Consider the following 26,425-nt stretch of genomic DNA (forward strand, 5'->3'; position numbering starts at 1 on the left):
CGTCTCATGCAGACGGTTGTGATCAGCCGGTGGCACGAGTTGACCGTGTATGCCACCGACGACGAGCCACCGAGGGAATCCGGGGTGGCCCTCGTGGGCACAGCGGTCGGTGAGCGCGTCAGGCCCGCCCTGCTGCGGGGCCCGGATACGGGGTGGGCGTTCCCCTATGTCGCGCTCTGGCCGGAGTCGGCGCGCCTGCCCGACCCGAGCAGCACCGCACCGGCGTGGACGCCCGCCGATCTGACCGGTGTGGTGCTGGCCGAGGTGTGCCAGGGCTGGCGATGCCGCGCCTGCGAGGGCCGCGTGGTCGCGCTGCGGGGGGAGTCGGCGCTGCCGTTCTTCGGCGATCACCTGCGCCACCACCGCTGGGCGACGCACTGCCCGAACTGCGGGGTCCACGTGGACCGCGCGAGGCTGCACGCCCTGCTCCTCACCAAGCACCCTGCGTCGGAGTGACGGCCGGGAAGTACAGGCCGTGGCATGGTCGGTCGCCCCGGAACGCCCTGCCTGGTCACTCCGGCGGGACGCTGTACCGCTCCAGGGCCGCTTTGGACGTCGAGGTGTCCATGAGCCGCAGCTCCCATGGGCCGGTGTTGACGTCGAAGTCCTTCCCGAAGCCGACCCACTTGCCCGCCATCCGACGCCCCGTCGGCTCCACGAGCAACTGAACCGCCCCGTGGTAGCACGCACCCTGGTAGTAGCCGTCACTGGCTGTCTGCTCGGTCCATGTGCCCGTGACCACGTTCCGGTCGGCCGTGAGGTCCAGGGAGAGCGGCGAATCCGGATTCGACGACGCCCCGTTGAGGGAACGCCCCGTCAGGCGCTGACCGTGCTGGACGAGCACGACATAGTGCCTGCCCTCGAACGAGTCGTCCCGGCCGGACGAGTAGAACTCGTACCGGGACAGCCATACGCCGCTGTAGTTGACTCCGGTCGCTTGCGGGGCCGACTGATCGTCCGCCGAGGCGGAGGCGACGCCCTCCGGGCCCGGCGCCATGTCGTGTCCCCCTCGCCCGTCGCCCTGGACCCTGGCCATGGGCACCTGCGGGGCGAACCCCAATGCCTCGGCCGGCACCCCTGTGACCCTCTCCAGGGCGCGAACGTATACGGGCCTCGGCGACCTGCTGATACCGGCTTCCCAGCGCTGGACCAGCCTCTTGCTGGCGTCGTTCGGCTCGCCCAGTTCGTCACCCGCTCGGCGGAGCGCCCTGGCCAGGTCGTCCTGGCTCATCCGCAGGCCGATGCGCACGGCCCGCAGTGCGTCGTTCGGTACGTGCACCTCGGTCGTCATGACACCCAAACTTCCCCAACGAGCACCTAATGACACCTAAATGACGCCTAACGAGGGACGCCGGAGCAACGCCCTTTCTGTCGTCGCAGTGTCCCGGGCACCGGCGGCACGATCGCGACCGGACGCAACAGAGAGGGCGGATCATGACGGACAGAGCGAAACAGGGGCGGCGACTCATGAGCCTCAGGGTGTCCCGTGACGGCGGCCGGACCTGGGGCGCCGAGGTGGTGGTCATGAGCAGCGAGTCACTGCCTCCCCTGCAGACCGGCGTGTGGCCACCGTGTCAGTGCTTACGCTGCGTGTCCGGCGCACGTCCCGCGCCCTCTCGGCCGGTCGGCGGCACGGCCCAGTAGACGGGCTCCAGCGGTCAGAATGGAGAGGTGAGCGTGCCCATCGACCCCGCCGTCGCCCTCGCGCCCCGGCTGCCGTCTCCGTTGCAGGAGGTACGTGACGAGCGGCTGGCCGGGCGGGGCGTGGAGCTGCGGCTGAAGCGGGACGATGTCGTGCACCCGGCGGTGCCTGGCAACAAGTGGCGCAAGCTGGCCCCCAACCTGAAGGCCGCCCTCGACCAGGGGCACTCGCGGCTGCTGACCTTCGGTGGCGCGTACTCCAACCACATCCGCGCCGTGGCCGCGGCCGGGGCAGCGGTGGGGTTGGGGACGGTGGGGGTCATACGGGGCGACGAGCTGGCCCGGGCGGAGCGCAACTGGTCCTTGGCGCGGGCCGAGGGGTACGGGATGGAGCTGGCGTTCTGGGATCGGGCCCGCTTCCGGGAGACGCTGCGCGGGCTGGCGGAGCCGGAGACGGTCCGGGGGCTCGAGGAGCGGTGGGGCCGGTGTTATGTGCTGCCGGAGGGCGGTACGAACGTGGCGGCGGCGCGCGGGGCGGCGGAGATCGTCGCGGAACTGCCCGATCTCGGGCCGGGCGACGTGGTGTGCTGCGCGGTGGGCACCGGGGGCACGCTGGCCGGGATCGCCGCCGCCCTCCCCGAGGGCGCCCGGGCGCTGGGGGTCGCGGTGGTCAAGGGCGCCCGGTATCTGGACGGCGAGGTGGCGCGGCTGCATGAGCGGGGGTGGGGGCGGACCTATCCGAACTGGCGGATCGACCACGACCACCACGGCGGCGGCTACGGCCGCGTCCCAACGGAGCTGACCGCCTTCACCGAGGACTTCGAGAAGCGGCACGGCCTGGCCGTGGAGCGCCGCTACGTCGCCAAGATGCTGCGGTGTGTGTACGACCTGGCGGGCGGGGAGTGGCTGCCGCCGGGGAGCCGGGTCACCGCCGTGATCACGGGGCCGCCGGACCCCGTCCCGGGGCCGGGCCAGTGAGTTTGTGGTGAGTTTGGGACGGCGACACGCCGTGGCGTCGGCGTGTCGCCGTCCCAAACTCACTACAAACTCCGGCGTCTACTCCGGCGCGCGCAGGCGCATCACCGTGGTCGCCGCGTGGCGGGCGGTGCTGTCCCGCCGTACCTCGACCATCAGCTCCGGGGTCACCGGCCGGTACGAGATCGCGGTGCCCACCATGTCCATGGCGGTGGGGGCGGGCTCCTCGGCCCCGGGCGGCTCGGGCGGCTCGGGGGCGGCCGGCAGGCCGCGCAGCGCGGCCGTGATCTGGGCGCGCACGGCCGGGGAGAGCGGGGTGGAGACCACGGGGTCGTCGTCGCCCGGCAGCACCAGCGCGAGCGAGCGCGGGTGGTAGCGGGGGCCGACGACGCCGACCACCACGGCCTCCCGCGTCTCGGAGTGGCGCAGCTTCCACCAGTGCCGGCCCGCGCGGTAGGGCTGGCCGAGGCTCTTGATGACCAGGCCCTCGACGCCGATGGCCAACAGCGTGTCGTACCAGGTGGCGGCGAGCTCGGGGTCGGTGGTCATGGGGACGGGCTGGAGCGGCGGCCCGTACGGCTCCAGCAGGGCGACGAGCCGGGCGCGGCGCCGCTCGTACGCCAGGGGGCGCAGGTCCTCGTCCCCGGCGGCCAACAGGTCGAAGGCGGCGTAGGAGGCGGGGAGTTCGCGGGCGAGCCGGGCGGCGCGGGCGCGGGTGGCCGCCGCGCGCTTCTGGACGGCGGCGAAGTCCGTACGGCCGCCGGTCCACACGACGACCTCGCCGTCCAGGACCGTGCCGGCCGGGAGCCGTTCCGCGGCGGCCCGCAGATCGGGGAACGCCGTGGTGACGATGCGGCCGGAGCGGGCCTGCAGCAGGACGTCGTCCTCCGTACGGAAGATCAGTACGCGGTGGCCGTCGAACTTCGGCTCGTACGCCAGCCGCTTTCCGGCCGGGTCGGGAAAGGCCTGGACGGGGCGGGCCAGCGCGACCTCCACGGGCGGCAGCAGCGGCATCCGAGAGGGCGGGCTCCAGCCGGGGATCATCACGCGGCTCCGGGGGCCGGGGCGGATCCGAAGGCCGGCCCCGCTGCGGCGATCGGCCCGGCTGCGGGCTTCGGCCCGGCCGCGGCCGTCACGGCCCGGCCTCCGCGGTCCCCGTGGGCAGTGGGCGGGCCAGCTCCGGGTCCAGGAGGGGCTCCAGCAGATCCCCGTGGCGGTCCAGCCGGGGGGTGATGTCGTCGATCCGGAAGACCAGCTGTGCGGTGTCCTCGCACCCCTCGACCTCGTCCCAGGTGACCGGCATGGAGACGGTCGGCTCGCGGCGCGCGCGGGCGGTGTAGGGGGCGGCGGTGGTCTTCGCGGCGGCGTTCTGGCTGAAGTCGACGAACACCTTCCCGGGCCGCAGCGAGCGGGTCATCTTGGAGGTCACCAGGCCGGGCACGGCGGCCGCGGCCTCCAGGGCGAGCTTCCGGGCGTAGCCGGTGGTCTGCCGGGAGGGGGCCGGCTCCACCGGGACCAGCAGGTGCAGCCCCTTGGAGCCGCTGGTCTTGGCGTACGCGGACAGTCCGTCGGCGCGCAGCCGCTCGCGCAGCCACTCGGCGACGGCGCAGCAGTGGACGATCGTGGCGGGCGGGCCCGGGTCGAGGTCGAAGACGAGGCGGTCGGCGAGGCCGGCGTCGCGATCGGCGCGCCACATGGGGGCGTGGAATTCGACAACCAGGTTTCCGGCCCACATGAGCGAGGCCAGGTCCTGGATCAGGATCTGGCGGGACGTCTCCCCCTCGTGGCGGGGCACCTCGGCCGTCGCGACCCAGTCGGGCGTGCCTGGGGGTGGGTTCTTGGTGAAGAACGTCTGGCCGTCGGGGCCGTCCGGGAAGCGGAGGAAGGCCAGCGGCCGGCCGCGCAGATGGCGGAGGAGCGGGCCGGCGGCGGCCGCCAGGTAGTGCAGCAGCTCGCCCTTGGTGGTGCCCGTGGCCGGATAGAGGACCTTGTCGAGGTTTCTGAGCGCGATGCGCCGCCCCTCCACCTCCGCGATAGGGGACATACGATAAGAATCTCACGAAAGGGATCAAGTATGCGATCCATCTGGAATGGGAACATTTCATTCGGCCTGGTCAGCATCCCGATCAAGATGTATCCGGCGACCGAGGACCACTCGGTCTCCTTCCGGCAGGTGCACACCAAGGACGGCGGCCGGATCCGCTACCGCAAGGTCTGCGAGCTCGAGGACAAGCAGATCGACCCGGAGGAGATCGGCAAGGCCTATGAGGACGCCGACGGCACGCTGGTCCCGATCACCGACGAGGACCTGGCCCGCCTTCCGCTGCCCACGACCCGCGCCCTGGAGATCCAGGCGTTCGTCTCGGCGGCGGACATCGACCCCCTCCAGATGGGTGACGCCTACTACCTCGGTGCCAGCGGCCCCGCCGCCGCCAAGCCGTACGCCCTGCTGCGCGAGGCGCTCAAGCGCAGCGAGAAGGTCGCCATCACCAAGTACGCCCACCGCGGCCGGGAGCGCCTGGGCATGCTGCGCGTCGTGGGCGACGCCATCGCCATGCACCGGCTGCTGTGGCCCGACGAGGTGCGCACCCCGGTCGGGGTGGCCCCCAAGGAGAAGGTGACGGTACGGGACGCGGAGCTCGACCTGGCCGACACCTTGATGAACACGCTCGGCGAGGTGGACCTGAACGAGCTGCACGACGAGTACCAGGAGGCGCTGGACGCCCTCGTGGCGGCGAAGATGGCCGGCGCCACGCCCACCGCCGAGCCCGGCGAGGCCCCGGCCGGGGCCCAGGTCGTCGACCTCATGGCGGCGCTGCGGGACAGCGTGCGCAGCGCCCGCAAGGCCCGGGGCGAGGAGGCCGGAGGACATGGAGAGGCCGGGGAGGCAGGGGAAGCCGGTGAAGAGGGGGAAGAGGCGGAGGCGACGGTCCACCCGCTGCGGGCGCGCAAGAAGGCCGCCGCGCCCGCCAAGAAGGCCCCCGCCGGGAAGAAGACCGCCGCGGCGGGCAAGAAGAGCGCCGCGAAGGGCGCCGAGAAGGCCGGGACCGCCAAGACCACGGCGAAGAAGGCCGCGGCCAAGAAGGCCCCCGCCAAGAAGCAGGCCACCGGCAAGCGGGCGGGCGGCAGGACGGCTTCCTGACCGGGGCGGCAGGACAACAGCCGGACCGCTTTCGGGACAGCGGCCGGCCGCGGCCTTACGGGAGTGTCAGCTGAACGCGGCCGCGTGGTCGCTCGCCCACTGGGCGAAGGTACGCCCCGGCCGGCCCGTGATCCGCTCCGTCTCCGGGGAGATCTCGGCCGGGCGGCCGACGGCCCCCTCGAACAGCCGCAGCAGCGTGTCCGCGATCTCCGCCGGCACACCGCCGCCGGTCATCGCCTCCCGAGCCGCCTCCGGCGGGATCTCCTCGTACCGCAGCGGCCGCCCGAGGACCTCGCCGATGACGGCCACCTGCTCCGCGAAGGTCAGCGACTGCGGCCCCGACAGCACCGGCGCCTGGCCGGCGTAGTCCTCGCCGAGCAGGGCGCGGGCGGCGACGGCCCCGATGTCGGCCTCGTGGATGGGCGCCGTGTGGGCCTGGGCGTACGCGCCGTACACCACGTCGCCCTTGCGGATCTGCGCCACCCACTGGAGCGCGTTCGAGGCGAACGCGCCCGGCCGCACATGCGTCCAGGCCAGCCCCGAGGCCTCGATCTCGGTCTCCAGCTCATGGTGGTGGTTGCCGATGACATTGCCCGGGCCGGGCTCCACCGCGGCCGAGGAGGAGAGCGTGACGATCCGCCGCACCCCCGCCCGCTCGGCCTCGCGCAGCAGCTCGCCGCCGCCCTTCTGCCACACCACCGCCGGATTGAGGAACACCGCGTCGGCGCCGTCGAGGGGAAGGTCCGCGGTCCGTGCCACCTGGACCCCCTCGGGCAGCCGCGCGGCCTGGGGATCGCGGGTCAGCGCGCGGACCTCCGCACCCGCCGCGACCAGCTCGTCCACCACATGCCTGCCGACGTTTCCGGTGGCTCCGGTCACCACGATCATGACGAATTCTCCTTGTACTGCCGTGCTGTTGGGGTTGACCGCCTCCACGATTCATCCAACCGGATGAACTTGTCAAACAAATAGATGGGTGAAGTCGGCGGACCCGGCGGCTAGCCTGATCGGGTGAAGGAGCAAGCGCCACAGGAACCGCCGAAGAAGCCCCGCCGCACCCCCGCGCCGGCGGAGCGCAAGCTCGACTCCGAGCGCTCCCGGCGGCTGCTGCTGGACGCCGCGATGGACGAGTTCGCCGAGAAGGGATTCGCGGGCGCCCGCGTCCAGGACATCGCGGACCGCGCCGGGCTCAACAAGCAGCTGATCAGCTACTACTTCGGCGGCAAGGAGGGGCTCTACCGCGAGCTGCACCAGCAGTGGCTGCGGCGCGAGGAAACCATCATCGACCCCGACCTCCCCCTCGACGAGCTCATCGTGCGCTACCTCGACGAGGCCTTCGCCGACCCCCGGCCCACCCGCCTCATCCTCTGGAACGGCCTCACCGGCGGCGCGTTGGAGCCCGACCCGGAAGACCTCTCCGGACTGCGCCGCCGCCAGGCGGACGGCGAGCTGGCCGAGGACCTCGACCCGGCCGCCGCGATGCTGCTGTTCATCAGCATGGTCTCGGCGCCCACCGCGATGCCGGACCTAGTACGGCAGCTCTTCGGCGTCGACCCGGACTCGCCGGAGTTCCGCGAGCACTACACCGAGCAGCTGCGCCGCATCGTCCGCCACCTCGCGTAGCCGCGGTCTCCGCCCGCAGGGCCGTAATTCGCTTGACCGTGCCGCACGCGCTGACAGGATGGCCGCGTCCGTCCGACGACCAGTCAGGAGCATGCGATGCGCCGATTCCTCGGAACTCACCAGCGCCCCCACCGGACGACAGTTCTCGAGGACTTCAACACGCATGCCCCCTTCGCACACCCTGAACATCGGCATCCTGGCGCACGTCGACGCCGGTAAGACCAGCCTCACCGAGCGCCTGCTCTTCGACCACGGCGCCATCGACCGCCTCGGCAGCGTCGACAGCGGCACCACCCAGACCGACACGGGCGACATCGAGCGCGAGCGCGGCATCACCGTGCGCTCGGCGGTCGCCTCCTTCACCGTGGGGTCGGCACAGGTCAATCTGATCGACACGCCCGGCCACTCGGACTTCATCGCCGAGGTCGAGCGCGCCCTCGGCGTGCTCGACGGCGCGGTCCTGGTGCTGTCCGCGGTGGAGGGCGTCCAGGCGCAGACCCGTGTGCTGATGAAGACGCTGCGGCGGCTGCGGCTGCCGACCCTGCTCTTCGTCAACAAGATCGACCGCGCGGGCGCCCGCCATGAGGGGCTGCTGGCGGACATCCGGCACAAGCTGGCCCCGCGCCTCGTCGCGATGACGGCCGTACGGGACCTGGGCGCGCGGGACGCCCGCGCCGTGCCCCGGTCGCTCGACGACGCGGACTTCCGCGCCCAGGTGGCCGAGGCGCTGGCCGAGACCGACGACGCGCTGCTCGCCCGGGTCCTGGACGGGCCCCCGCCCACGCCCGCCGAGCTGCGGGCGGCGCTGGCCGCCGGGACGGCGGACGGCCGCGTGCACCCGGTGTTCTTCGGCTCGGCGCTGAGCGGCCAGGGCGTCGGCGCGCTCGCCCGCGGGATGGTGCGCCTGCTGCCGCCCGCGCCCGGCGGTACGGAACGCGGAGCAGCGCCGTACGGGACGGTCTTCGCCGTCGAGCGCCGGGGCGGCGCCGCGGGGAAGACCGCCTATCTGCGGCTGTTCGCGGGCGAGTTGGCCGTACGCCGGCGGGTGACGCTCCACCGCCGCGGGCCGGGCGGCACGCTCGTCGAGTACAGCGGCCAGATCACCTCGCTCGACGTCGTCGGCCGGGCCGGCGCGGGCGCGGGCGCGGACGCCGGGCGGCTGACCGCCGGGAACATCGGCAAGGTGCGGGGCCTGCCCGAGGTACGGGTCGGCGACCGGCTCGGACGGGCCGACGCCGACGTCAACCCCGACGTCAACCCCGACGTCAACCCCGACGCCAACCCCAACGCCGACACGAACGCCGACACGAACGCCGAAACCGGCTCCGGGCACCCGCCGCCGGACCAGCCGCACTTCGCCGCGCCCAGCCTGAGCACGGTCGTCCGCGCGCGCGAGCCCGGCCCGGGCCCCGCCGCGCGGCTGCACGCCGCGCTGCTGAGCCTGGCCGACCAGGACCCGCTGATCCACACGCGCGCCCTGCGCGGCGGCGCCACCTCGGTGCTGCTGTACGGCGAGGTCCAAAAGGAGATCATCGCGGCGACGCTCGCCCGGGACTTCGGCATCGAGGCCGACTTCGAGCCGAGCCGGCCGGTCCAGGTCGAGCGGCCGGTGGGCGTCGGCGAGGCGTGCGAGGAGATGGCCCGGCGCCATCACACCGGCCTCTGGGCCACGATCGGGCTGCGCGTCGAGCCCGCCCCGGCCGGCTCGGGGGTGGTCTTCCGGTACGAGACCGAACTGGGCGCGCTGCCCCGCGCCTTCCACCACGCCATCGAGGAGACCGTGCACGACACCCTCCTCCAGGGCCACGACGGCCGGCCGGTGACCGACTGCCGCGTCACCCTGATCCGCTCGGGCTTCTCCAGCCCGGTCAGCACCGCGCGCGACTTCCGGGAGCTGACCCCGGTGGTGCTGGAGCGCGCGCTGCGCGGCGCGGGGACGCGGGTGTACGAGCCGTGCCACGCCTTCGAGTTGGAGATCCCGCACGACGCGCTGGCCCCGGTCACGGGGCAGCTCACCGCGGCGGAGGCCGACATCACGGCCGTCGAGGAGACGGCGGGCGGGGTGCCGGCCTGGCTGCTCGAAGGCCGGATCCCGGCCCGGGAGGTGCACGGGGTGAAGCGGTGGCTGCCGGGGGTCACGCGGGGTGAGGGCGTCTGGTGGTCCCGGCCGGCCGGGGACCGCCCGTTGGGCCCGGTGAGGAAAGCCCGGTGTTCGAATGCCGGAGCGTTCAGTGGCGGGTAGCGTCGGAGGCGTGAAGCTGGTGACCCAGGTGAAGCTGCTGCCGACGCCCGTGCAGTCGGCGGCACTTGAGGTGACCCTGCGCGCGTGCAACGAGGCGGCGACGTGGGTGTCGTCGATGGCGTTCGAGAAGGACGTGAAGCGGAACTTCGCCCTGCGCAAGCTCACCTATGGCGAGGTCAAACAGCGGTGGGGTCTGGGTGCGCAGGCCGCCCAGCATGTGATCAAGAAGACGTGTGACGCGTATACGACACTGACGGCGAACCTCAAGGCCGGCAACCTCGGCAAGCCCTGGTCGAAACGCTACCGGCAGGCTGTCGGGAAACCGGTCGTCTTCCGGCCCGGTGGTGCTCAGCCCTTCGATGACCGGATGCTGTCCTGGCAGGTCGACCAGCGGACGGTGTCGATCTGGACCGTGTCGGGCCGGGTGAAGGAGGTGGCGTTCACCGCCTCGGCCGAGCAGTTGGCCCGGCTCGCGCTGTACCGCAAGGGTGAGTCCGATCTCGTCTTCCGTGATGGCATGTGGTTCCTCCTGGCCACCTGCGAGGTCCCCGAAGCGCCGCCGAACACCGACCCGGACGGCTTCCTGGGCATCGACCTGGGCGTCGTCAACATCGCCACCACCAGCGACGGCCAGATCATGGCCGGACGCCGGCTCAACCGGGGCCGCTTACGCGAACGCACCCTGCGGGCCAAGCTGCAGAAGAAGAACACCCCGTCCGCCAAGCGCCGCTTGAAGAAGCGGCGCCGCAAGGAGGCCCGGCGGGCCAAGGACATCAACCACAAGATCGCGAAACATGTGGTGGCCGAGGCGGAACGCACCGGTCGCGGGATCGCCCTGGAAGATCTGACGGGCATCCGTGAGCGGGTACGGCTTCGCAAGCCCCAACGGGCCACCCACTCCAGCTGGGCCTTCGCCCAGCTGGGGCGGTTCATCGCGTACAAGGCCCGCAAGGCGGGGGTACCGGTGGTGTACGTCGATCCGGCGTACACCTCCCGCACCTGCGCCGAGTGCGGGCACATCGACAAGGCGAACCGGGTCTCCCAAGCCTGGTTCGCCTGCCGGTCCTGCGGATTCGTTGATCACGCGGACCGGAACGGCTCCCGCAACATCCGCGCCAGAGCGGAAGAGTTGTGGCGACGCGGGGTGCGGTCAACCACCCCAGACCCACCCCCGAAACCCGGGCGTGGGACAGGACGCAAACGCAGCGCCACAGCCAGTCGCGCCCGTTGTGCAAGCCCGGGACTCCCAGTCCCGGGTCGTTGACAGGATTGCTGTTCCCGCCGGGGGTGGTGACGCTCAGGTTCCGGCCGCTGGTCGGCCCGACGGCGCACCCCACGGCATCGGCCCGGGGGCGGTGTCCGCCGGGGGCCGTCGCCACAAATCGGGGCGTACACCCCCCACCCTCCACTCACCCGATCCCGTGACTCATCGGCCGGATGGGGTCACTTCCGTACGTCCCGGGCGTATGCTCGGTCCACATGGGGGCGGAAAACGGAAATACCGCCAATGCGCCTGCCCACGACGGGGCTTGGCGGGTACGGATCCGTAGTACGACCGGCGAGGTCCTGGGCGCCGGAATCCTTCTGGGCAGCGAGACGGTGCTGACGTGCGCCCATGTGATTCCCGAGGACGGGCAGCCGCTTCCCGCCACGGAAGTCCGGGTCGACCTGGTCGGCGTGCCCGACGCCGAGCCCGTCACCGCGCGCGTCGCCCCGGGCTGCTGGGTGCCGCAGCGGGCCGACAACTGCGGCGATGTGGCGCTGCTGAAGCTGAGCCGCCCCCAGCCCGCCGAGCACGCGGCACCCCTGTTCCGGCTGCCTCCGGTGTCCCGGCGGCCGGTGCGGATGTGCGGCTTCCCCGACGGCAACGACGACGGCATGTGGTTCCAGGGCCGCCTCGCGGGCACCGCCGGCCCGCGCGCGGAGTGGGTGCAGGTGAACCCGGACACGCCCGGTGACGTGGTGCGGTACGGCTTCAGCGGCGCCGGGGTCGAGGACGAGCAGACCCACCACGTCATCGGCATGGTGGTCAGCCGCTACGACGACTCCGACAGCGTGCCGAGCGCCGAGCGCCGCCGCTTTTCGTACATGATCCCCGTCGAGACGATCGTCCGGCACCTGTCTCAGGTCGCCCGCTGGGTCGGCGGCGAGGCCGGCGTGGACCCGCGGCTGGTCTCCCCGCTCACCGCCGGCGTCCAGGACATCGGCTTCGCCCAGCGGCTGGCCCTGTGGCTGCGGCGGGAGAGCCTGGCCGGGCGGGAAGGGATCGCGGACGTCGAGACGGTCGTGATCGAGGACGACGACAGCGACCGGTACGGGGCGCTCAGCCGGGCCGTGACGCTCGCGGACCGCGAGCTGTCCGTCGGCGGCGCCGAGGAGGCGGTGTCCGCCGCGCCGCGCAACACGGTGCCGCCGATCGGCAGCCTGGACCTGGCCATCGACGTCACCGGCCGCACCGACACCGACGTGGCCAAGCGGGTCGCCGACCGGATGGACCTCAAGTCGCTCGGTGACACCTCACCGCTCAGCCGGATCCGGGCCAACGCGGTGCCGCTGACCATCGTGGCCGTGAGCGTCGACCGGGCCCATGACCCCGAGGCCCTGGTCCACTTCATGAAGCTCCTCGCCGACCGGGGCAGCCGGCTGATGCTGGTCTTCCGCGATCCGCGGGCGCCGGGGCTGCGCCTGGCCGAGCGGCTGTTCCGCCCGGACCGGGCGCGGATCGACGCCTGGCTGGACGAGCTGGCCGGGCAGGTGACCCTCGCGGAGGGCCTGGAGCGCGAGGCGGTCGAGCAGCGAGCGCGCCTCTCCCCCACCCCGGGCCCGCGGTACGCCCGCAACGCCTCGGCGCTGCGCATCAACCTGCTCAGACTGCGCGACGACCCCGGGCTGCACACCCATCACATCATCGCCAAGATGGCCGCCTTCGAGCACTCGGTGGCCACGGTCCTGCGGCGCGCGGAGACGGCGCTGCGCACGGCCGAGGAGCAGCTGAAGCGCATCCCGGAGCTGGAGAGCCTGCTGGCCCCCTACGCCGTGCGGCTGGGCGCCATGGGCGCGGCCGAGCGCCCCGAGCTGATCCCGCTCCAGCGCGCGGCGTTCGAGCTGCTGCGTTCGGTGCCGTGCGACGTGGCGGCCGCGCAGGAGGCGGTGGACCGGTTCGTGCGCGCGGTCAACGAGATCAGGCCGTGAGAGAGAGCAGACCGTGAGCGGGCTCCCGCGGAGTGACGGGGAGGAGACAGGATGACGGACGGGACAAGGGGCGGCGCGAGGGGCGGGGCGGCGGTCTGCGACCGGCCCGACTGCCGCGGCGCGGGCCGCGGCCGGATCAACGCCCGGGGCTTCTGCTCGGAGTGCGGCCGCAAGGCCCGGGGCCGGGCCCCCGGCAGCCCCTCCCCCGGCGCGCCCGTGCCCGCCTCCGCCTCCGCCATCCTGGAGTCCGAGTCCACCGCCACCGCGGCCCGCGCACGACGGCGCGCCGTGGCCCGGAAGTTCACCGTCCGGCCCGCGGGCGACGGCCTGATGGACCTGCCGCGCGTCGAGCTCCCCTCCCTCCGCGACCTGATCGACAACGACCCGCAGCCGCCCTCTCAAGGGCAGCCGTGCGGGGGCTGCGAGGAGACCGTGGGCGCGCCGTACGCCGGGCAGCCCGCGCTCTGGGCGGGGGTCTGCCACCGCTGCCGCCGCCCCTTCGACTTCACGCCGCAGCTGCGGCCCGGGGATCTGCTGGGCGGCCAGTACGAGGTGGTCGGCTGTGTGGCGTACGGCGGTCTCGGCTGGGTCTATCTGGCCGAGGACACCCAGCTGGACCGCCAGCCCGTGGCCATCAAAGGGCTGATCAACGACGACGACGAGGCGGCGCAGCGCGCGGCCATCGAGGAGCGCCGCTATCTGACCATGCTCGACCACCCGGGCATCCTCAGCATCATCAACTACGTGCGCCACCCCGCCCGCGGCAGCGGCCGGCCGCAGGGCTACATCGTGATGGAGTTCGTCGCAGGGGTGACCCTCTCGACGATCGGGGACTACCTCGCCCGGGCCGACCCGCACTTCGACGGGGAGCGCGTCTACCAGCACATCCTCACCTACGGCGCCCTCATCCTCGGCGCGCTGGAGTATCTGCACGGCGAGAAGCTGGTCTACTGCGACCTGAAGCCCAGCAATGTCATGCACCACGAGGGCCGGGTCAAGGTGATCGACCTCGGCGCGGTCCGCCAGTTGGGGCAGCGGGCCGGCCCAGCCGTCATCACCAGGAAGTTCGCCGCCCCCGAGGTGGTCCAGCGCGGCGCCCTCCCCACCGAGCTCCATGACCTCTACGGGGTCGGGGCGACGCTGAAGAACCTCTCGGACAAGGTCGAGCGGGCCGCCCAGCGGCCGCCGGGCCTCGGTCGCGAGTCGTACGACAGGCTCCTGGCCCGCGCCACGGCCTATGACCCGCGGCAGCGGTTCGGCTCCGCCCGCGAGATGGCCGAGCAGCTGCGCGGGGTGCTCCGCGAGATCCATTCGCTGCGGCTGCGGCGGGAGCAGCCCGAGCCCTCCACGCTGTTCGCCCCGACCGCGGCCCTGCTCGACTCCGGGCTCGGCCGGATCCCCGGCCTGGAGCGCTGGCTGACCGGGGAGGCCCGTCCCGTGCTCGCGGACGGCCGGCCCGGCCCGAAGAGCGTGCCGCTCGGGCTTCCGGTGCCGTTCCCCGACGCCAAGGACCCGGGCGCGGCGCTGCTCAACACCCCGACCGACAGCGGCCCGCGGCGGCTGATCGAGCAGTTGGGCGCCTTTCCGCACGAGTCCGCCGAGATACGGTTCCGCACCTGCCGCGCCCACCTCGAACTCGAGGAGCTGGAGGAGGCGGAAGCCCAGGTGAAGGCCGCCGAGCGGATCATCGGCCGGGACGCCGCGCCGTACGACTGGCGGCTGAACTGGCACCGCGCGCTGGTGCGGCTCGCCGAGGGCGCCGTGAAAGAGGCCCGGCGCGAGTTCGACGCGGTGTACGGGGCGCTGCCCGGGGAGTCCCCGCCCAAGCTCGCCCTCGGGTACTGCGCCGAGCACCTGGGCGACCACGGCGCCGCCGAGCGCTTCTACCAGGCGGTCTGGCAGCGCAACCGCTCCCAGGGCAGCGCCGCCTTCGGTCTGGCCCGGCTGCGGCTCGCCGCGGGCGACCGCGCCGGGGCGGTCGACGTCCTCAGCGGGGTGCCGAAGGTCTCGCGCCACCACGACGCCGCCCAGATCGCCACGGTGCGGGTGCTGGCCGGCCGGCTGGGCCGCCCGGACCGGCTGCCGACCGAGGCGGACTTCGCGGAGGTGCTGACCCGGCTGCCGCGGCTGTATCTGGACGACGGACGGGCCTCGGGCCACGCCCGCGAGCGGCTCACCGCCGAGGTGTGGGAGGTCGCCCTCGACTGGGTGCTCCGGTACGGGAACAGGCAGGAGGCCGGGGCGCTGTTCGGGAAGCGCGACGAGGAGTCCGAGGTACGCGCCGACCTCGAAAGGGCCCTGCGGGCCCTGGCCCAGCAGGCGGACCGCCCCGAGGCCCTGGAGGTGCTGGTCGACCGGGCCAACGCCGTCAGGCCCATGACCAGCGTCTGACAGGGGATCGGATGAGCGAGGACAGCACACGAGCCGAAGACGAGGCCCACAGCGGCGGCCCGGCCATCACCTTGCGCGTGGACCAGAACGAGTACCTCCCGGCCGCCGCGGGCCGCGCCGAGATGCACGCCATCGTCCGGGTCGAGGCCCGGGGTCTGGGCCCGGCCGCGGCGCGCGCCGCGGCCTCCGAGGTCATCGTCATCGACTGCTCCGGGTCGATGATCGGGCCCCCGACGAAGATCATGGCGGCCCGCAAGGCCACCGCCGCCGCTGTCCTGGCGCTGCGCGACGGCACGCGCTTCGCGGTCGTCCAGGGCACCGAGCGGGCCGAGGTCGTCTACCCGCCCACCGGCGGCATGGCGGTCGCCGGGCCCGACACCAAGGCGGCCGCCGCGCGCGCCGCGATGCGGCTGGCCGCGCTGGGCGGCACCGCGATCGGCGCCTGGCTCGACCTCGCCCGCCGCCTCCACACCGAGCAGCCCACCGCGCTCCGGCACACCCTGCTGCTGACCGACGGCAGGAACGAGCACGAGGACCCCGGCGATCTGGCGCGCGTGCTCGACGCGTGTGCCCCGTGCTTCACCTGCGACGCGCGTGGCATCGGCGACGGCTGGGACGCCACCGAGCTCAAGGAGATCGTGCGGCGGCTGCGCGGCCGGGCCGACGCGGTCCTCGACCACTCCGACCTGCCGGCCGAGTTCGAGGCGCTGACGCGCGGCTCGATGGCCCGGGCGCTGGCCGCGCTGCGGATCCGGGTCCAGACGCGCGCGGGCGGCGCGGTCGGCATGGTCAAGCAGGTGTACCCGACCCGGGTGGACCTCACCGACGAGGGCGCCCGGCCCGACGCGCGCACCTGGGAGTGGCTCAGCGGGCCGTGGGGCGACGAGGTGTGCGAGTACCACGTGTGTGTGACCGCCGACCCGGAGGGCGACGCGCAGGACGAGGAGATCGAGCTCGCCTGGGTGGAGCTGGCGCCGGCCGAGGAGGACGGGATGACGGGCGTCCGGCTGCCCCCCGCGCGGTCCATCCTCGTCCGGTGGACCGACGACCCGCTGCTGTCCTCCCGTATCCACCCCCGGCTCGCCCACTACGGCGCGGACGACGCCCTCGGCCTCGCCGTCACCGCGGCCTACGACGCGTATGTGGCGGGCGAGCCGCAGCGGGCCCTGGCGCACTGGGGCCGGGCGGTGCGGCTGGCGCATGAGCTGGGCAACGAGAAGATGCTGGACCGGCTGCGCGGGCTGGTCGACATCGTGGACGCCGCGGCGGGCAAGGTGCGGCTGCGTGAGCGGATCCGGCCGCTGGACCTGAACTCGGCCATGGTGCTGTCCGAGGAGAGCAGCCGCTTCCACGGCCCGGGCCCGGGGGCCCCCGGCCCCGCCCCCGCCGTGCCCACCGCACCCCCCGCGCCCGCCGGCTCCGATGTCGAGTGCCCCAACTGCGGGCGCCTGGCCCCCGCCACGGCCGCCTTCTGCCAGCAGTGCGACACCACCCTGGGCCCGGGCGGCCCCGGCGCCCCGGCCGGTGCGGCATGACCGGCACCCGCGGCTTTCTGATCCGCCGTCTGGTGACGCTGCTGGCGCTCTCGACGGCCACCGCTGCCACGCTGTTCACCGCGTACTACGGCGTCAGCCGCAACACCCAGGCCGTACGGGACGAGTCGGCCCCCGCGATACTTCAGGTGGCCGCGGCCGAGGTGGCCCTGAACGACTCGTACGACGACGCGGAGCGCAGTCTCACCGGCGACACCGGCGACATCGAGGGCCTCGGCGAGGACTACCGCACCACCCTGTCGACGGCCAACCAGGCGCTGGCCCAGGCCCTCAAGTCCACCACCGCGGGCACCTCGGCCCGCCAGTCGCTGCTCACCATCACCGGCCTGGTCTCCTCGTACGGCGACCTCGTCCAGCAGGCATACGTCAACCGCGACAACGGCGACCTCCGCGACGCGTACCTCGGCTACGCCAAAACGATGCTGCGGGGCGACGACGGCTCGGACAAGAAGGTGCGGGACGGCGACAGCGACATCCTCGCCCGGCTGGTGAAGGTGCAGGGCAAGCAGCTCCGCCTGCTCAACCAGCAGACCTCCTTCGGCTGGCTGCTGTCGCTCGCGTGGTGGGTGCTGGTCCCGGCCGCGTATCTCGCGCTGGCCGTGCTCCTGGTGCGCACCCAGCGCTTTCTGCGCCACCGCTTCCGCCGCCGGTTCAACCCCTGCCTGCTCGTGGCCACCGGGCTGCTGCTCCTCTCGGTGCCGACCCTGGCCGTCTTCACCTTCCAGACGCAGGACCGGCTGTCCCAGGCCCGCACCAGCCTGCGCCAGCCGACCATCGGCGAGGCCCCCGACACGACCAACAAGAGGGTGAGTACGAAGATGGCGGAGACTCACTGGCGCACCGGCGCCGTGGTGTGGATACCGATGGGTGGCGCGCTCCTCGCCGCGCTCGTCCTCGTCGGGCTCCAGCCGCGCATCGACGAGTACCGGTTCCGGGCCCGATGAGCGCCGCCACCCGCCCCCGGAACGTCACCGCCGCCGTGCTCGGCCTGTGGCTGGTGCTCCTGTGCGCCCTCGGCACGGGCGACGCGGGCGCCCAGCAGTCCGGCGGCACGATCCGCGTGCTCGCCTCGTGGACCGGCCCCGAGGAGGACGCCTTCCGCCAGGTGCTGGACGCCTTCACCGCGGAGCACCACATCCGCGTCGAGTACCAGGGCACGACCGCGCTGCGCGAGGTGCTGCTCTCCGAGGTGCGCTCCGGCACCCCGCCCGACATCGCCGTGCTGCCGAGTTCGGGGGAGCTGGCCGCCTACGCCAGGAAGGACTATCTGGCCGAGCTCGACGGGGTGGTCCCCCGGGCCGAGTACAACCCCCTGTGGACGCCCGGGCTGAAGGAGAACGGGCCGATCTACGGCATCGCGGTCAAGGCCGATCTCAAGGGCATCGTCTGGTACGACGGCACGCGCCACGGCGCCGAGGACCTCCCCGCCCTGGCCGCCGACAGCCGCCAGTGGTGCGTGGGCATGGGCGACGGTGCCACCTCCGGCTGGCCCGGCACGGACTGGATCGAGGACATCCTGCTGCGGCAGCAAGGCAAGGAGGTCTACGAGCAGTGGGCCAAGGGCGAGCTGGCGTGGGACAACCCGCGCGTCGCGGAGGCGTGGCGGACCTGGGGCGAGCTGTTCTCGGGCACGGCCGCGAAGACCGCGCTGCGCACCGATTTCCGGGCGGCGGGGAAGAAGCTGTTCGCGCAGCGCCCGTCGTGTGCGCTGGAACACCAGGGCTCCTTCATCCGCGGCAGCTACACCGGCCCCCACCAGGCCAGGTTCAGCTTCTCCACCGACCTGCTCAGGCTGCCCGGCTCACCACCCTCCGCGCATGAGGTGTCCGGGGACTTCGCCGCGCTGTTCAAGAACACCGGGCACACCGAGCAGGCGGGGAAGCTCATGCGCTATCTCGCGGAGGTCGACGGGCAGCGGACGTGGGCCGAGAACACCCCTCCCGGCTCCGTCAAGCCGTTCTCCGCGAACAGCAAGGTGCCGGTGTCCGTCCAGGGGGACGACAAGGTCGCCCAGTCGATCGCGGGGACGCTCAAGTCCTCCTCGCTGTGCCTGGACGCGTCCGACGCCATGCCGCCGCGCATGCGGCTCGCCTTCCAGCGCGCCGTCCTGACGTTCCTCAGCTATCCGGACGCGGAGAAGGGGAAGCGCCTGGCCCCGCTGCTGGGCAGCCTGGAGAAGGTCCACCAGAGCACCGAACACAGCCGGGACCAGGACCAGCCCTGGCCGTCGACGGTATGCCGCTGAGCGGGCCCCTTTTTTCGAGGCTCGGTTCGCCTCCGGGGCGCCTCAGCCCCTGTCGACGGTCGACCACGCGGCGGTAGCCGCATATCGATCGCAGCCTCGGCCCTTCGTTCCTCAGGGCCTCCGCGCGCTCTCCCTTTCGACAGCGGCGCGCCCCTTCGGCTCACTCGCCGGTCACTCGCCGGCCCGGCCCGGGGATTCCCGGGCCGGGGATTCCCGGGCCGGGCCGGCCTTGTCAGGCTTGTCGGGCTACGGCGCCATCTCGCCCGGGCAGGGCGTGCCGCGCGGCAGGTCGTACTTGCCCGCTATCCGGTAGGTGCCGGGGCGCGGGGCGTGCAGCACGGTCCACTCGTCCTCCGGATCCCCCTCCTCATCCGGCTCGAAGACCTGCTTGGTCAGGCAGCCCTTGCGGTTGACCGGCAGCTCGCCGTCCTCCTCCGCCTTCGGCGCCTTGATCCGGTGGCCCTTGGCATCCACCAGGCCCAGCCACGGCGAATACGCGATGCGGATGAGCACCGGACCCTTGGCGCGCACCTTCAGAACCAGCTTGTCGGCGCTGGCCAGCTCCACCGTGGCCGGCGGGTCGGCTATCGGGGTGGGGTCCTTGACCTCGTACAGCTTCCAGTTGTCGTCGCCCCACACCTCACGCAGATACGGCAGGCCGTTGGCTACGAGCTCGGCCTCCAGCACCGCGGCGTGGTCCGGCTCGTCGGCCGGCAGCACCACGTAGTGCACGGCCATGCGCTTGAGCCAGGCGTGGTAGTCGTCCGCGCTGAGGGTGTCCTCGTAGAAGAGCGGGTTGCGGTCCAGGTCCGCCTGCCGGGTCCAGCCGCGGGCCAGGTTGACGTACTGGGCGAGCGCCGAGGACTCGCGGTGGCTGCGCACCGGCACCACCTCGACCCGGCCCCGGTTGGCCTCCACCCGCTTCAGGTGGTGGACCAGCGGCGCCAGCTCGCGCGCCCAGGACGCCGACGGGGTGGTGTGGATGACGTCGTCGCCCGTCTTCACGCCCTGCCACACCGTGACCGTCACGAGAGACAGCACAAGCGCGATCCACGTCCGCCCCACGCGCGTGGTGAACCGCTTGTCGCGCGGCGGCACCCGGCGGGAGGTCAGCGCGGCGACCAGCACCACCCCGCCGAAGACCATGCCGAGGCGGGAGATGTTGGTGCCGATCTGGGAGGGGATCAGCCAGGTCAGCACCACCCCGAACGCGTACAGCGCCCCGCCGACCCGGACGGTCCGCCAGCGGACCGGCGCGAACAGAAAGACCCCGAGGCCGGACAGGCCCGGCAGGATCATCGACGGCCAGGTCATCGGCTGCTCGCCGGAGAACGGGAACAGCCACGCGGACAGCCCGACCACGATCACCGGCGTGATGCCGAGCGCGTACGAGGCCGGATGGCGCCGGGTCAGCCACAGCGCGGCGGCCACGATCCCGATGAACAGCCCGGCCACCGGGCTGGACATGGTCGCGAGCGCGGCCAGCAGGGCGGCCAGCAGGGCCCGTGCGATCTTGTGGTGCCAGTGCCGGGACCGCCACTTGGTGGGCCACGCGAAGATGACCGCCACGGCGCCGAGCCCGAACATCGCGCCGAGCCCGAACGTCACCCGGCCCGAGATCGCGTTGCAGGCCAGCGCGAACGCGCCGTACAGGGAGGGCCACAGCGGCCACCGCACGACACGGCTGCGCACCAGCAGCAGCGCGAGCAGCCCGGCGGACAGCGTCCCCGCGATCATCATCGTGGTACGGACGCCGAGGACCGCCATCAAATAGGGCGAGATGACGCTGTACGAGACCGGGTGCATCCCGCCGTACCAGGCAAGGTTGTACGCCGAGTCGGGGTGCTGGAGGGCGAACTCCGCCCACGCGTCCTGCGCGGCCAGGTCGCCGCCGCTGTTCGCCAGCAGCGCCACCCACAGCACGTGCAACACCCCGGCGAGGACCAGGGCGGCGGGCACGGGATGGCACAGGAAGCGCCAGACGCGCCGCGTCCAGCCGACCGCCTGCTCCCGCTTCTCCTCGCTGTGTGTCTGCGCCGGACCCGCGTCCTCGGCCAGGTCGGCGCCCGCTGACGGACTCGCGTCCTCAGCGGGGCTTACGCCCTCCGCGGCGTCCGGGCCCTCGGTGGGCCAGCGCTGCGTGGGCAGTCTTATTCGCGCCGCGGTGTTCTCCTCGGAACTCCCGCTGTTTTCGGCCCGTGTCGGATCCACGGTGGTCACTGCGGCTCTCCCCGTCTTCCCCGGAGGTCTGCCCCCAAGTTCCTTCAACCCTGTACCGGGTCACCCCGGTTCATCCCGGTTTGCCACGGCAGGACCGGGACCGGAGGCGCAGGCGACGCTAGCACGCGAAGGACCCCAAATGGCCTTCAGTGCGGGCGCTGGGGGGTGCTGTGGACAACTTGCTACATAGGGCTGATCGGTGGCCCGGCACGCCGAGTGCCGGGCCACCGCGCCAGGCGGTGCGTCCCGCCGGATCAGGCGATGCGGACCAGCTTCGAGCCGAACGACGGCTCGGACAGATCCTTCTGCAGCGCGACCGGCACCCTCACCTGGTTCGCGCCGCTGCCCACGGTCACCTCACCGACGACCGTGCCCGCCTTGGCCGTATGCGGCACGGCCTTGCCGCCGTCGGTCAGCTCGAGGCCCACCTCCAAGCCGCCCCAGCCGACCGCCTTCACGTCCTTGGTCGCGACGAGCGGCGTCGTACCGCCCAGGCCGTCGTCGATGTGGCCGACGACATCGCCCTTCTTCGCCACCGTGGCGGAGGTGAGGCCGTCCTGCACGGCGGTGATCAGCTTGTAGCTGTTGGCCAGCACCAGATCCAGGCTGTTCTGGAGGATGCCGGGCGCCCGCTGCTCCAGGACGACACCGAGGATCAGCCGCTTCTTGCCGTCGATGGTCCGCTCCGCGCCCCACATCAGCGCACCGCCGGCCGGGGTGCTCGACCCGGTCTTGATGCCGACCACACCGGGCTTCACCAGCAGATTGTTGTTGTTGTAGATCTTCTCGACGTCAAGGCCTTCCACCGGGGTGTTCGGAATCGCCACGACCTCCCGGAACGCCTTGCTCTGCATCGCCGCCCTGGCCAGCTTGAGCTGGTCGGACGCGGTGCTCTTGGTGGTCGCCTTCAGACCGCTGGGGTCGGTGTAGACGGTGTTCTTCATCCCCATGTCCTTGGCGGCATCGTTCATCTTCTTCACGAACGCCTCCTCCGACTGCGAGTCCCAGCGGGCGAGCTGCCGGGCGATGTTGTTCCCGGACGGGATGAGGAGCATCTCGAGCATCTGACGCTCGTTGTACGTCTGGCCCTCCTCGACCGGGACCCGCGACTCGTCCTCGGCGCTCGACTCCCGGCCCGCCTGGGCGTCGATCTTGATGGTCGGGCCCTTCTCGGACGCCTTGAGCGGGTGTTCCTTGAGGATCACGTACGCCGTCATCACCTTGGTGACGCTGGCGATCGGCACGGGCTTCTGCGCCCCGGAAGTGCCCAGGCTGCCCACGCCCTCCACCTCGACCGCGGACTGCCCCTGGTCCGGCCAGGGAAGCGACAGCTTGCTTCCGTCGAAGGTGTACGTGGCCTCGGCCAGCTTCAGCTCCGGGGCCGGCAGCGGCCGCATCGCCTGCACCACGCCGAGGACGACGATGAGGAGCGCCGCGAGCGGCGTCCAGATCTTGACCCGCCGCACGGCGGTCCGCAGCGGGGTCTCCGGCGGGGGCGGGGTATTGGTCAGCTGCGCCAGCAGATCGAGCGGCGCGGGCTGGCCAACGGGCGGCAGCGGCTGCTGTTTGGTCCGCTCCGACTCGGGCAGCGGCTGCTGCTTCGTCCGCTCGGACTCGGGCAGCGCGGACGGCGCGGTGGGACGCGCCGGGGGCCGGGTGGGCGGGGCGTCGGCCGACTTCAGCGGTACGAAGCGGCTGGTGCGCTCCGCGGCTCCCCCGGCTGGCGCGGCGGGCTTTTCGGCGGGCTTTTCGGCGGCCTTCTCCGCGGGCTTCGCAGCGGCTGTTTCAGCGGGCTTCTCCGCAGGCTTCTCGTCGGCCTTGGCTTCAGCGGGCTTCTCGGCGGCCACCTTGCCGTCGCCGGGCTTGTCCGCGGCGGGCTTGTCCGCGGCAGGGGCCTTGACCGTCTTGAACACCGCGGTCGGCTGGTCGATGCCCGTACCGACGGCGGGCTTGTCCCCCTCGCCGTCCGCCTTGCCTGCCTTGCCTGCCTCACCCGATTCGCCCGATTCATCCGACTCGCCGGAATCGTCAGCCTTGTCGGCCTTTTGGGCCCAGCGGGGGGCTTCCTTCTGGCGCAGCACGCCGAACGCCGCCGTGGGCCGATCCACGGGCGCGGCCGAGTCCTCGTCGTCAACGGGCTCGCGCTTCAGCGTGCGGAACACCGCCGTACGCCGGTCCACCGGCTCGGCCGGTGACTCCTCGTCCGACTCCTCGCCCGACTCCTCACTCGACGCGTCGTCCGATTCCGCGCCCGATTCATCAGCAGATTGGGCATCATCAGCCGATTTGCCAGGTTCAACAGAATCATCAGATTCGCTTTCGCGAACGCCAGATTCCGCTTCGGCTTCCGCTTTGCCCTCGACTTCCGCTTCCGCCTCCGGGTCCTCGTCCGCAACGGCGACCGCCGACCCGCCGCCCCCGGCCTCCCTTTCAGGGAAGGCCGCGAGCCGTGGATCGCGCTCGCCGCGAGTCGTCTCCCCCGACGACTTCCGCTGCTCCGACTTGTCGGGGGACTCGCCCGCCACCGATGCCTCCTTGTAATACCTTTTGCGGGACGCGCGCCGCCTTCCGGCATCACGTCCCGCCGCCCCAACCATCTTCCAGTGTCCTGTGTGCCCCGAGTACCGCCGCGCCACAGCACCCTGACAGAGTGCCTTCGACGGTCGCTCACCCGATAGACGAGAAAGACATACCTATCGGTTCCATATCAAATCCCCCAGGCACTCTCGACAGACCAATGTGAGAGGGGTCACCCTGTCATTCATCCACGCGGGGAGGCATGGATGGGCAGGAGCCGCAGAACAATTCCGGAGGAGCTACTGCTGCTCGCCTTGGACCCGACCACGGGAACCACGGCGCAGCCGCAGTCGCTCGACCTCGGTCTTGCCGGAGCCCAGCTAGTAGAGCTGGCTCTGGCCGGACGGATAGCCCCTGACGGGGATCGTATCGCCGTGGTGCTGCCACGGCCGACCGGAGATCCGACACTGGACTCCGCGCTGGAGCTGCTGCGCCGCCGCGGCAGCCCGGTCCGCGCTGTCCACTGGATCGGCGGGCCCCGGTTGGGGCTGCGCCAGACGTATCTCACGCATCTGGAGCGCTGCGGCATGGTGCATGCCGTGGAGGGCCAGATGTGCGGGGTGCTGCCGACGACTCGCTACCAGGCGACGGAATCGGCTATCAGCCGGGAGATCAGGGCCCGGCTGGACAGCGCGATCCGCACCGGCGTGCCGCCGGACCCGCGGACCGCGGCGCTCGCCGCCCTGGCCCACGCGGTCGGGCTCGGCAAGCACCTGTATCCCGGGAACGAGGGGCGCTCCTCGCGCTCCAGGCTCCGGGATCTGATCAGGCACGACCCCATGGGCGGTCTCGTGGCGCACGCCGTCATGGACGTGCAGAACGGTGTCGCGGCGCAGCCACGGCGCGCACCGGCCCCAGGAGTCCGCCAGCCGGGGGCACGGGCCGCGGTGCCCGCGTCCGGAGTTCCGGCACAGCCGTCCCGCCGCGGCAGCATGGCCCGCGTCGGAGCGCGCTGAGCACAGCACGCACCCGCTCCACCCGACCGACCGCACCACACAGTCCCCACCGACCCGGTTCGGGAGCCGCTGAAGCGCGCGGGGCGGTGGGTCGGCCCGTCCCCCGAGGACCGGCCGGCCCGCCGCCCCGCGCGCTCGTTCTCCCACGCCTCGGGCGGCCGTCCGGCGCCCCGCGGGCCGCGTGGACCGCGTTGGTCCACAGGGTCCGGCCGCGCGCGTCGGATGTGCCCCGAGAGGCACCCTGTGCCGCCATTTCCCAGCGCGGCGCCGACCGGTAGTGGCAGGCTGCTGAACAGCATGAATCAGCAGTACGAAGCCGGAGGTGCACGTCCCGTGACATCGAACGTCGGCCCCACGGTCAGACGACGCCGATTGGGCCAGGAACTCCGCAGGCTCCGCCAGGAGAAGGGGATGACGGCGGAGGAGGTGGCCGAGGAGCTGATGGTCTCCCAGTCGAAGATCAGCAGACTGGAGAACGGCCGCCGCAGCATCAGCCAGCGCGACGTACGCGACCTGTGCCGCACCTACAAGGTCGAGGACAAGGCCCTGGTCGATTCCCTGATGCAAATGGCCAAGGAGTCGCGCCAGCAGGGCTGGTGGAACGCCTTCGGCGACGTCCCGTACAGCGTCTACATCGGATTCGAGACGGACGCGGCTTCGCTGCGGGTCTATGAACCGCAGGTGCTCCCGGGCCTGTTGCAGACCCCGGAGTACGCCGAGTCGGTGATCAGCGGCGCGCTGCCGGAGGCCCCGCCGGAGCAGATCGCCCAGCGGGTCCAGGTCCGCCTCAGGCGGCAGGAGCGGATCACCGACCCGGCCACGCCGCTGCGGCTGTGGGCGGTCGTGGACGAGGCGGCGATGCGCCGGGTGGTCGGCAGCCCGAAGGTCATGAGCGATCAGCTGGATTATCTGGTGCGGATGAGCCATGAGCCGCATGTGACCGTGCAGGCGCTCCCGTTCGGCATGGGCTCCCACCCGGGGATGAGCGGGCAGTTCACCATCCTGGAGTTCTCGGACGAGTCGGACACCAGCGTCGTCTACCTCGAAGGCGTGACCAGCGACCTGTATCTCGAGAAGCACACCGATGTGCAGAGCTACAGCATGATGTACGAGCATCTGCGGGCCCAGGCGCTGAACGTCGAGCAGAGCCGTCAGTTCATCACGGACGTGGCGCGGGACCACGCGCGCCGACACGAGCAGGCTGAGGGCTGAACCTCGCGCTGAATGGACCTCAAAAGGCTGGACCCTACACCTCCGCGCCACGGCACGGAAGGGGCCAGTGGAATATGCCATCCGGTCGAGTGAACGACCGGCTTTCCCGACGATGTTGACGAGTAACGTCGGTCTCGCCTCCAAACGGGGTGCATCTCATCAACAAAACGTATCGGAGTAAAAGTGTCCATTCAGCAAGGAAAGACGAGTATGTGGATGAAATCCTCGTACTCCGCGGGAAATGGCGCCTGTGTGGAGGTCGCCTCCCCCGTCGTCGACGAGGTGGCCGTGCGCGACTCCAAGGTCCCGCACGGTCCGGCCCTCAGCTTCGCTCCGGGATCGTGGTCCGCTTTCGTCTCCGATGTCCGCCGCGGAGCCTTCGACCTCGGCTGACCCCCGTCACCCGCCCTTCGGGCACCGAGCCCTCTCGTCCGGCCGCCGTCCCTGCCGAGAGGG

Annotated in this window: 20 protein-coding genes; 14 read left to right on the forward strand and 6 right to left on the reverse strand. The window is 72.2% G+C overall.

Features of this window, described 5'->3' with window-relative positions; translation table 11 throughout:
* The first annotated feature begins 6 nt into the window (after positions 1 to 6).
* Positions 7 to 456 carry a hypothetical protein gene (locus ACWY4P_RS22060; protein WP_456212265.1) on the forward strand — a complete coding sequence of 150 codons (450 nt, stop codon included), beginning with the start codon at positions 7 to 9 and terminating at the stop codon, positions 454 to 456.
* Between the two features lie 55 nt (positions 457 to 511).
* On the opposite strand, the gene ACWY4P_RS22065 is transcribed toward ACWY4P_RS22060, so the two are convergent.
* The gene (locus tag ACWY4P_RS22065) at positions 512 to 1,291 is read right to left on the reverse strand and encodes a helix-turn-helix domain-containing protein (RefSeq protein ID WP_456212266.1); all 780 of its coding nucleotides are present in this window, start codon (positions 1,289 to 1,291) and stop codon (positions 512 to 514) included.
* A 380-nt stretch (positions 1,292 to 1,671) separates the two neighbouring features.
* On the opposite strand from ACWY4P_RS22065, the gene ACWY4P_RS22070 reads away from it, so the two are divergent.
* Positions 1,672 to 2,619, forward strand: a complete 948-nt coding sequence (locus tag ACWY4P_RS22070) for a 1-aminocyclopropane-1-carboxylate deaminase/D-cysteine desulfhydrase (protein ID WP_456212267.1) — start codon at positions 1,672 to 1,674, stop codon at positions 2,617 to 2,619.
* 78 nt (positions 2,620 to 2,697) lie between these two features.
* On the opposite strand, the gene ACWY4P_RS22075 is transcribed toward ACWY4P_RS22070, so the two are convergent.
* Both ACWY4P_RS22075 and ligD read right to left on the reverse strand, forming a co-directional pair.
* Positions 2,698 to 3,660 (reverse strand): ATP-dependent DNA ligase, encoded by a 963-nt coding sequence (locus tag ACWY4P_RS22075; protein ID WP_456212268.1) that lies wholly within the window; start codon positions 3,658 to 3,660, stop codon positions 2,698 to 2,700.
* 88 nt (positions 3,661 to 3,748) lie between these two features.
* Complete coding sequence (ligD, locus tag ACWY4P_RS22080; RefSeq protein WP_456212269.1) at positions 3,749 to 4,660, reverse strand: non-homologous end-joining DNA ligase; 912 nt, start codon at positions 4,658 to 4,660, stop codon at positions 3,749 to 3,751.
* Between the two features lie 30 nt (positions 4,661 to 4,690).
* Here ligD and ku point away from each other — a divergent pair, with 30 nt between their 5' ends.
* On the forward strand, positions 4,691 to 5,758 hold the full coding sequence (ku, locus tag ACWY4P_RS22085; protein ID WP_456212270.1) for a non-homologous end joining protein Ku: 1,068 nt from the start codon (positions 4,691 to 4,693) through the stop codon (positions 5,756 to 5,758).
* Between the two features lie 66 nt (positions 5,759 to 5,824).
* Here ku and ACWY4P_RS22090 read toward each other — a convergent pair whose 3' ends face one another.
* Positions 5,825 to 6,646 carry an NmrA family NAD(P)-binding protein gene (locus tag ACWY4P_RS22090; protein WP_456212271.1) on the reverse strand — a complete coding sequence of 274 codons (822 nt, stop codon included), beginning with the start codon at positions 6,644 to 6,646 and terminating at the stop codon, positions 5,825 to 5,827.
* A 123-nt stretch (positions 6,647 to 6,769) separates the two neighbouring features.
* Between ACWY4P_RS22090 and ACWY4P_RS22095 the strand changes: the two genes are divergently transcribed.
* From ACWY4P_RS22095 to ACWY4P_RS22130, 8 genes are all read left to right on the forward strand, one after another.
* On the forward strand, positions 6,770 to 7,381 hold the full coding sequence (locus ACWY4P_RS22095; RefSeq protein WP_456212272.1) for a TetR/AcrR family transcriptional regulator: 612 nt from the start codon (positions 6,770 to 6,772) through the stop codon (positions 7,379 to 7,381).
* A 163-nt stretch (positions 7,382 to 7,544) separates the two neighbouring features.
* The gene (locus tag ACWY4P_RS22100) at positions 7,545 to 9,623 is read left to right on the forward strand and encodes a GTP-binding protein (protein WP_456212273.1); all 2,079 of its coding nucleotides are present in this window, start codon (positions 7,545 to 7,547) and stop codon (positions 9,621 to 9,623) included.
* A gap of 10 nt (positions 9,624 to 9,633) precedes the next feature.
* Positions 9,634 to 10,887, forward strand: coding sequence for an RNA-guided endonuclease InsQ/TnpB family protein (locus ACWY4P_RS22105; protein WP_456212274.1), 1,254 nt, complete (start codon positions 9,634 to 9,636; stop codon positions 10,885 to 10,887).
* A gap of 215 nt (positions 10,888 to 11,102) precedes the next feature.
* Entirely contained in the window at positions 11,103 to 12,815 is a 1,713-nt protein-coding gene (locus ACWY4P_RS22110; protein WP_456212275.1) for a S1 family peptidase, read from the forward strand.
* A gap of 51 nt (positions 12,816 to 12,866) precedes the next feature.
* Positions 12,867 to 15,206, forward strand: coding sequence for a tetratricopeptide repeat protein (locus ACWY4P_RS22115; RefSeq protein ID WP_456212276.1), 2,340 nt, complete (start codon positions 12,867 to 12,869; stop codon positions 15,204 to 15,206).
* 11 nt (positions 15,207 to 15,217) lie between these two features.
* On the forward strand, positions 15,218 to 16,741 hold the full coding sequence (locus ACWY4P_RS22120) for a VWA domain-containing protein (protein WP_456212277.1): 1,524 nt from the start codon (positions 15,218 to 15,220) through the stop codon (positions 16,739 to 16,741).
* Positions 16,738 to 17,703, forward strand: a complete 966-nt coding sequence (locus ACWY4P_RS22125; RefSeq protein ID WP_456212278.1) for a hypothetical protein — start codon at positions 16,738 to 16,740, stop codon at positions 17,701 to 17,703. The genes ACWY4P_RS22120 and ACWY4P_RS22125 overlap by 4 nt, the downstream gene beginning before the upstream one ends.
* Entirely contained in the window at positions 17,700 to 19,004 is a 1,305-nt protein-coding gene (locus ACWY4P_RS22130; RefSeq protein ID WP_456212279.1) for an ABC transporter substrate-binding protein, read from the forward strand. Before ACWY4P_RS22125 ends, ACWY4P_RS22130 begins: the two co-directional genes overlap by 4 nt.
* A gap of 246 nt (positions 19,005 to 19,250) precedes the next feature.
* Here ACWY4P_RS22130 and ACWY4P_RS22135 read toward each other — a convergent pair whose 3' ends face one another.
* Together ACWY4P_RS22135 and ACWY4P_RS22140 are read right to left on the reverse strand one after the other, a co-directional pair.
* Positions 19,251 to 21,224 carry an MFS transporter gene (locus ACWY4P_RS22135; RefSeq protein ID WP_456212280.1) on the reverse strand — a complete coding sequence of 658 codons (1,974 nt, stop codon included), beginning with the start codon at positions 21,222 to 21,224 and terminating at the stop codon, positions 19,251 to 19,253.
* Between the two features lie 254 nt (positions 21,225 to 21,478).
* Positions 21,479 to 23,749, reverse strand: a complete 2,271-nt coding sequence (locus ACWY4P_RS22140; RefSeq protein ID WP_456212281.1) for a D-alanyl-D-alanine carboxypeptidase — start codon at positions 23,747 to 23,749, stop codon at positions 21,479 to 21,481.
* Between the two features lie 258 nt (positions 23,750 to 24,007).
* Between ACWY4P_RS22140 and ACWY4P_RS22145 the strand changes: the two genes are divergently transcribed.
* The 3 genes from ACWY4P_RS22145 to ACWY4P_RS22155 all read left to right on the forward strand — a co-directional run bounded on the left by ACWY4P_RS22145 (position 24,008) and on the right by ACWY4P_RS22155 (position 26,362).
* Positions 24,008 to 24,757 (forward strand): GOLPH3/VPS74 family protein, encoded by a 750-nt coding sequence (locus ACWY4P_RS22145; protein WP_456212282.1) that lies wholly within the window; start codon positions 24,008 to 24,010, stop codon positions 24,755 to 24,757.
* A gap of 333 nt (positions 24,758 to 25,090) precedes the next feature.
* Positions 25,091 to 25,969: a helix-turn-helix domain-containing protein gene (locus tag ACWY4P_RS22150; RefSeq protein WP_456212283.1), complete on the forward strand. Its 879-nt coding sequence runs from the start codon at positions 25,091 to 25,093 to the stop codon at positions 25,967 to 25,969.
* Positions 25,970 to 26,152: 183 nt separating this feature from the next.
* Positions 26,153 to 26,362, forward strand: a complete 210-nt coding sequence (locus tag ACWY4P_RS22155) for a DUF397 domain-containing protein (RefSeq protein WP_456212284.1) — start codon at positions 26,153 to 26,155, stop codon at positions 26,360 to 26,362.
* The last annotated feature ends 63 nt before the right edge of the window (positions 26,363 to 26,425 follow it).

Source organism: Streptomyces sp. LZ34 (assembly GCF_053890475.1).

Excerpts from the sequence above, each read along its gene's own strand:
- ACWY4P_RS22060 (WP_456212265.1), top strand. The coding sequence starts at position 7 with ATGCAGACGGTTGTGATCAGCCGGTGGCACGAGTTGACCGTGTATGCC.
- ACWY4P_RS22065 (WP_456212266.1), bottom strand. The coding sequence starts at position 1,291 with ATGACGACCGAGGTGCACGTACCGAACGACGCACTGCGGGCCGTGCGC.
- ACWY4P_RS22075 (WP_456212268.1), bottom strand. The coding sequence starts at position 3,660 with ATGATCCCCGGCTGGAGCCCGCCCTCTCGGATGCCGCTGCTGCCGCCC.
- ligD (WP_456212269.1), bottom strand. The coding sequence starts at position 4,660 with ATGTCCCCTATCGCGGAGGTGGAGGGGCGGCGCATCGCGCTCAGAAAC.
- ku (WP_456212270.1), top strand. The coding sequence starts at position 4,691 with ATGCGATCCATCTGGAATGGGAACATTTCATTCGGCCTGGTCAGCATC.
- ACWY4P_RS22090 (WP_456212271.1), bottom strand. The coding sequence starts at position 6,646 with ATGATCGTGGTGACCGGAGCCACCGGAAACGTCGGCAGGCATGTGGTG.
- ACWY4P_RS22100 (WP_456212273.1), top strand. The coding sequence starts at position 7,545 with ATGCCCCCTTCGCACACCCTGAACATCGGCATCCTGGCGCACGTCGAC.
- ACWY4P_RS22110 (WP_456212275.1), top strand. The coding sequence starts at position 11,103 with ATGGGGGCGGAAAACGGAAATACCGCCAATGCGCCTGCCCACGACGGG.
- ACWY4P_RS22115 (WP_456212276.1), top strand. The coding sequence starts at position 12,867 with ATGACGGACGGGACAAGGGGCGGCGCGAGGGGCGGGGCGGCGGTCTGC.
- ACWY4P_RS22120 (WP_456212277.1), top strand. The coding sequence starts at position 15,218 with ATGAGCGAGGACAGCACACGAGCCGAAGACGAGGCCCACAGCGGCGGC.
- ACWY4P_RS22125 (WP_456212278.1), top strand. The coding sequence starts at position 16,738 with ATGACCGGCACCCGCGGCTTTCTGATCCGCCGTCTGGTGACGCTGCTG.
- ACWY4P_RS22130 (WP_456212279.1), top strand. The coding sequence starts at position 17,700 with ATGAGCGCCGCCACCCGCCCCCGGAACGTCACCGCCGCCGTGCTCGGC.
- ACWY4P_RS22145 (WP_456212282.1), top strand. The coding sequence starts at position 24,008 with ATGGGCAGGAGCCGCAGAACAATTCCGGAGGAGCTACTGCTGCTCGCC.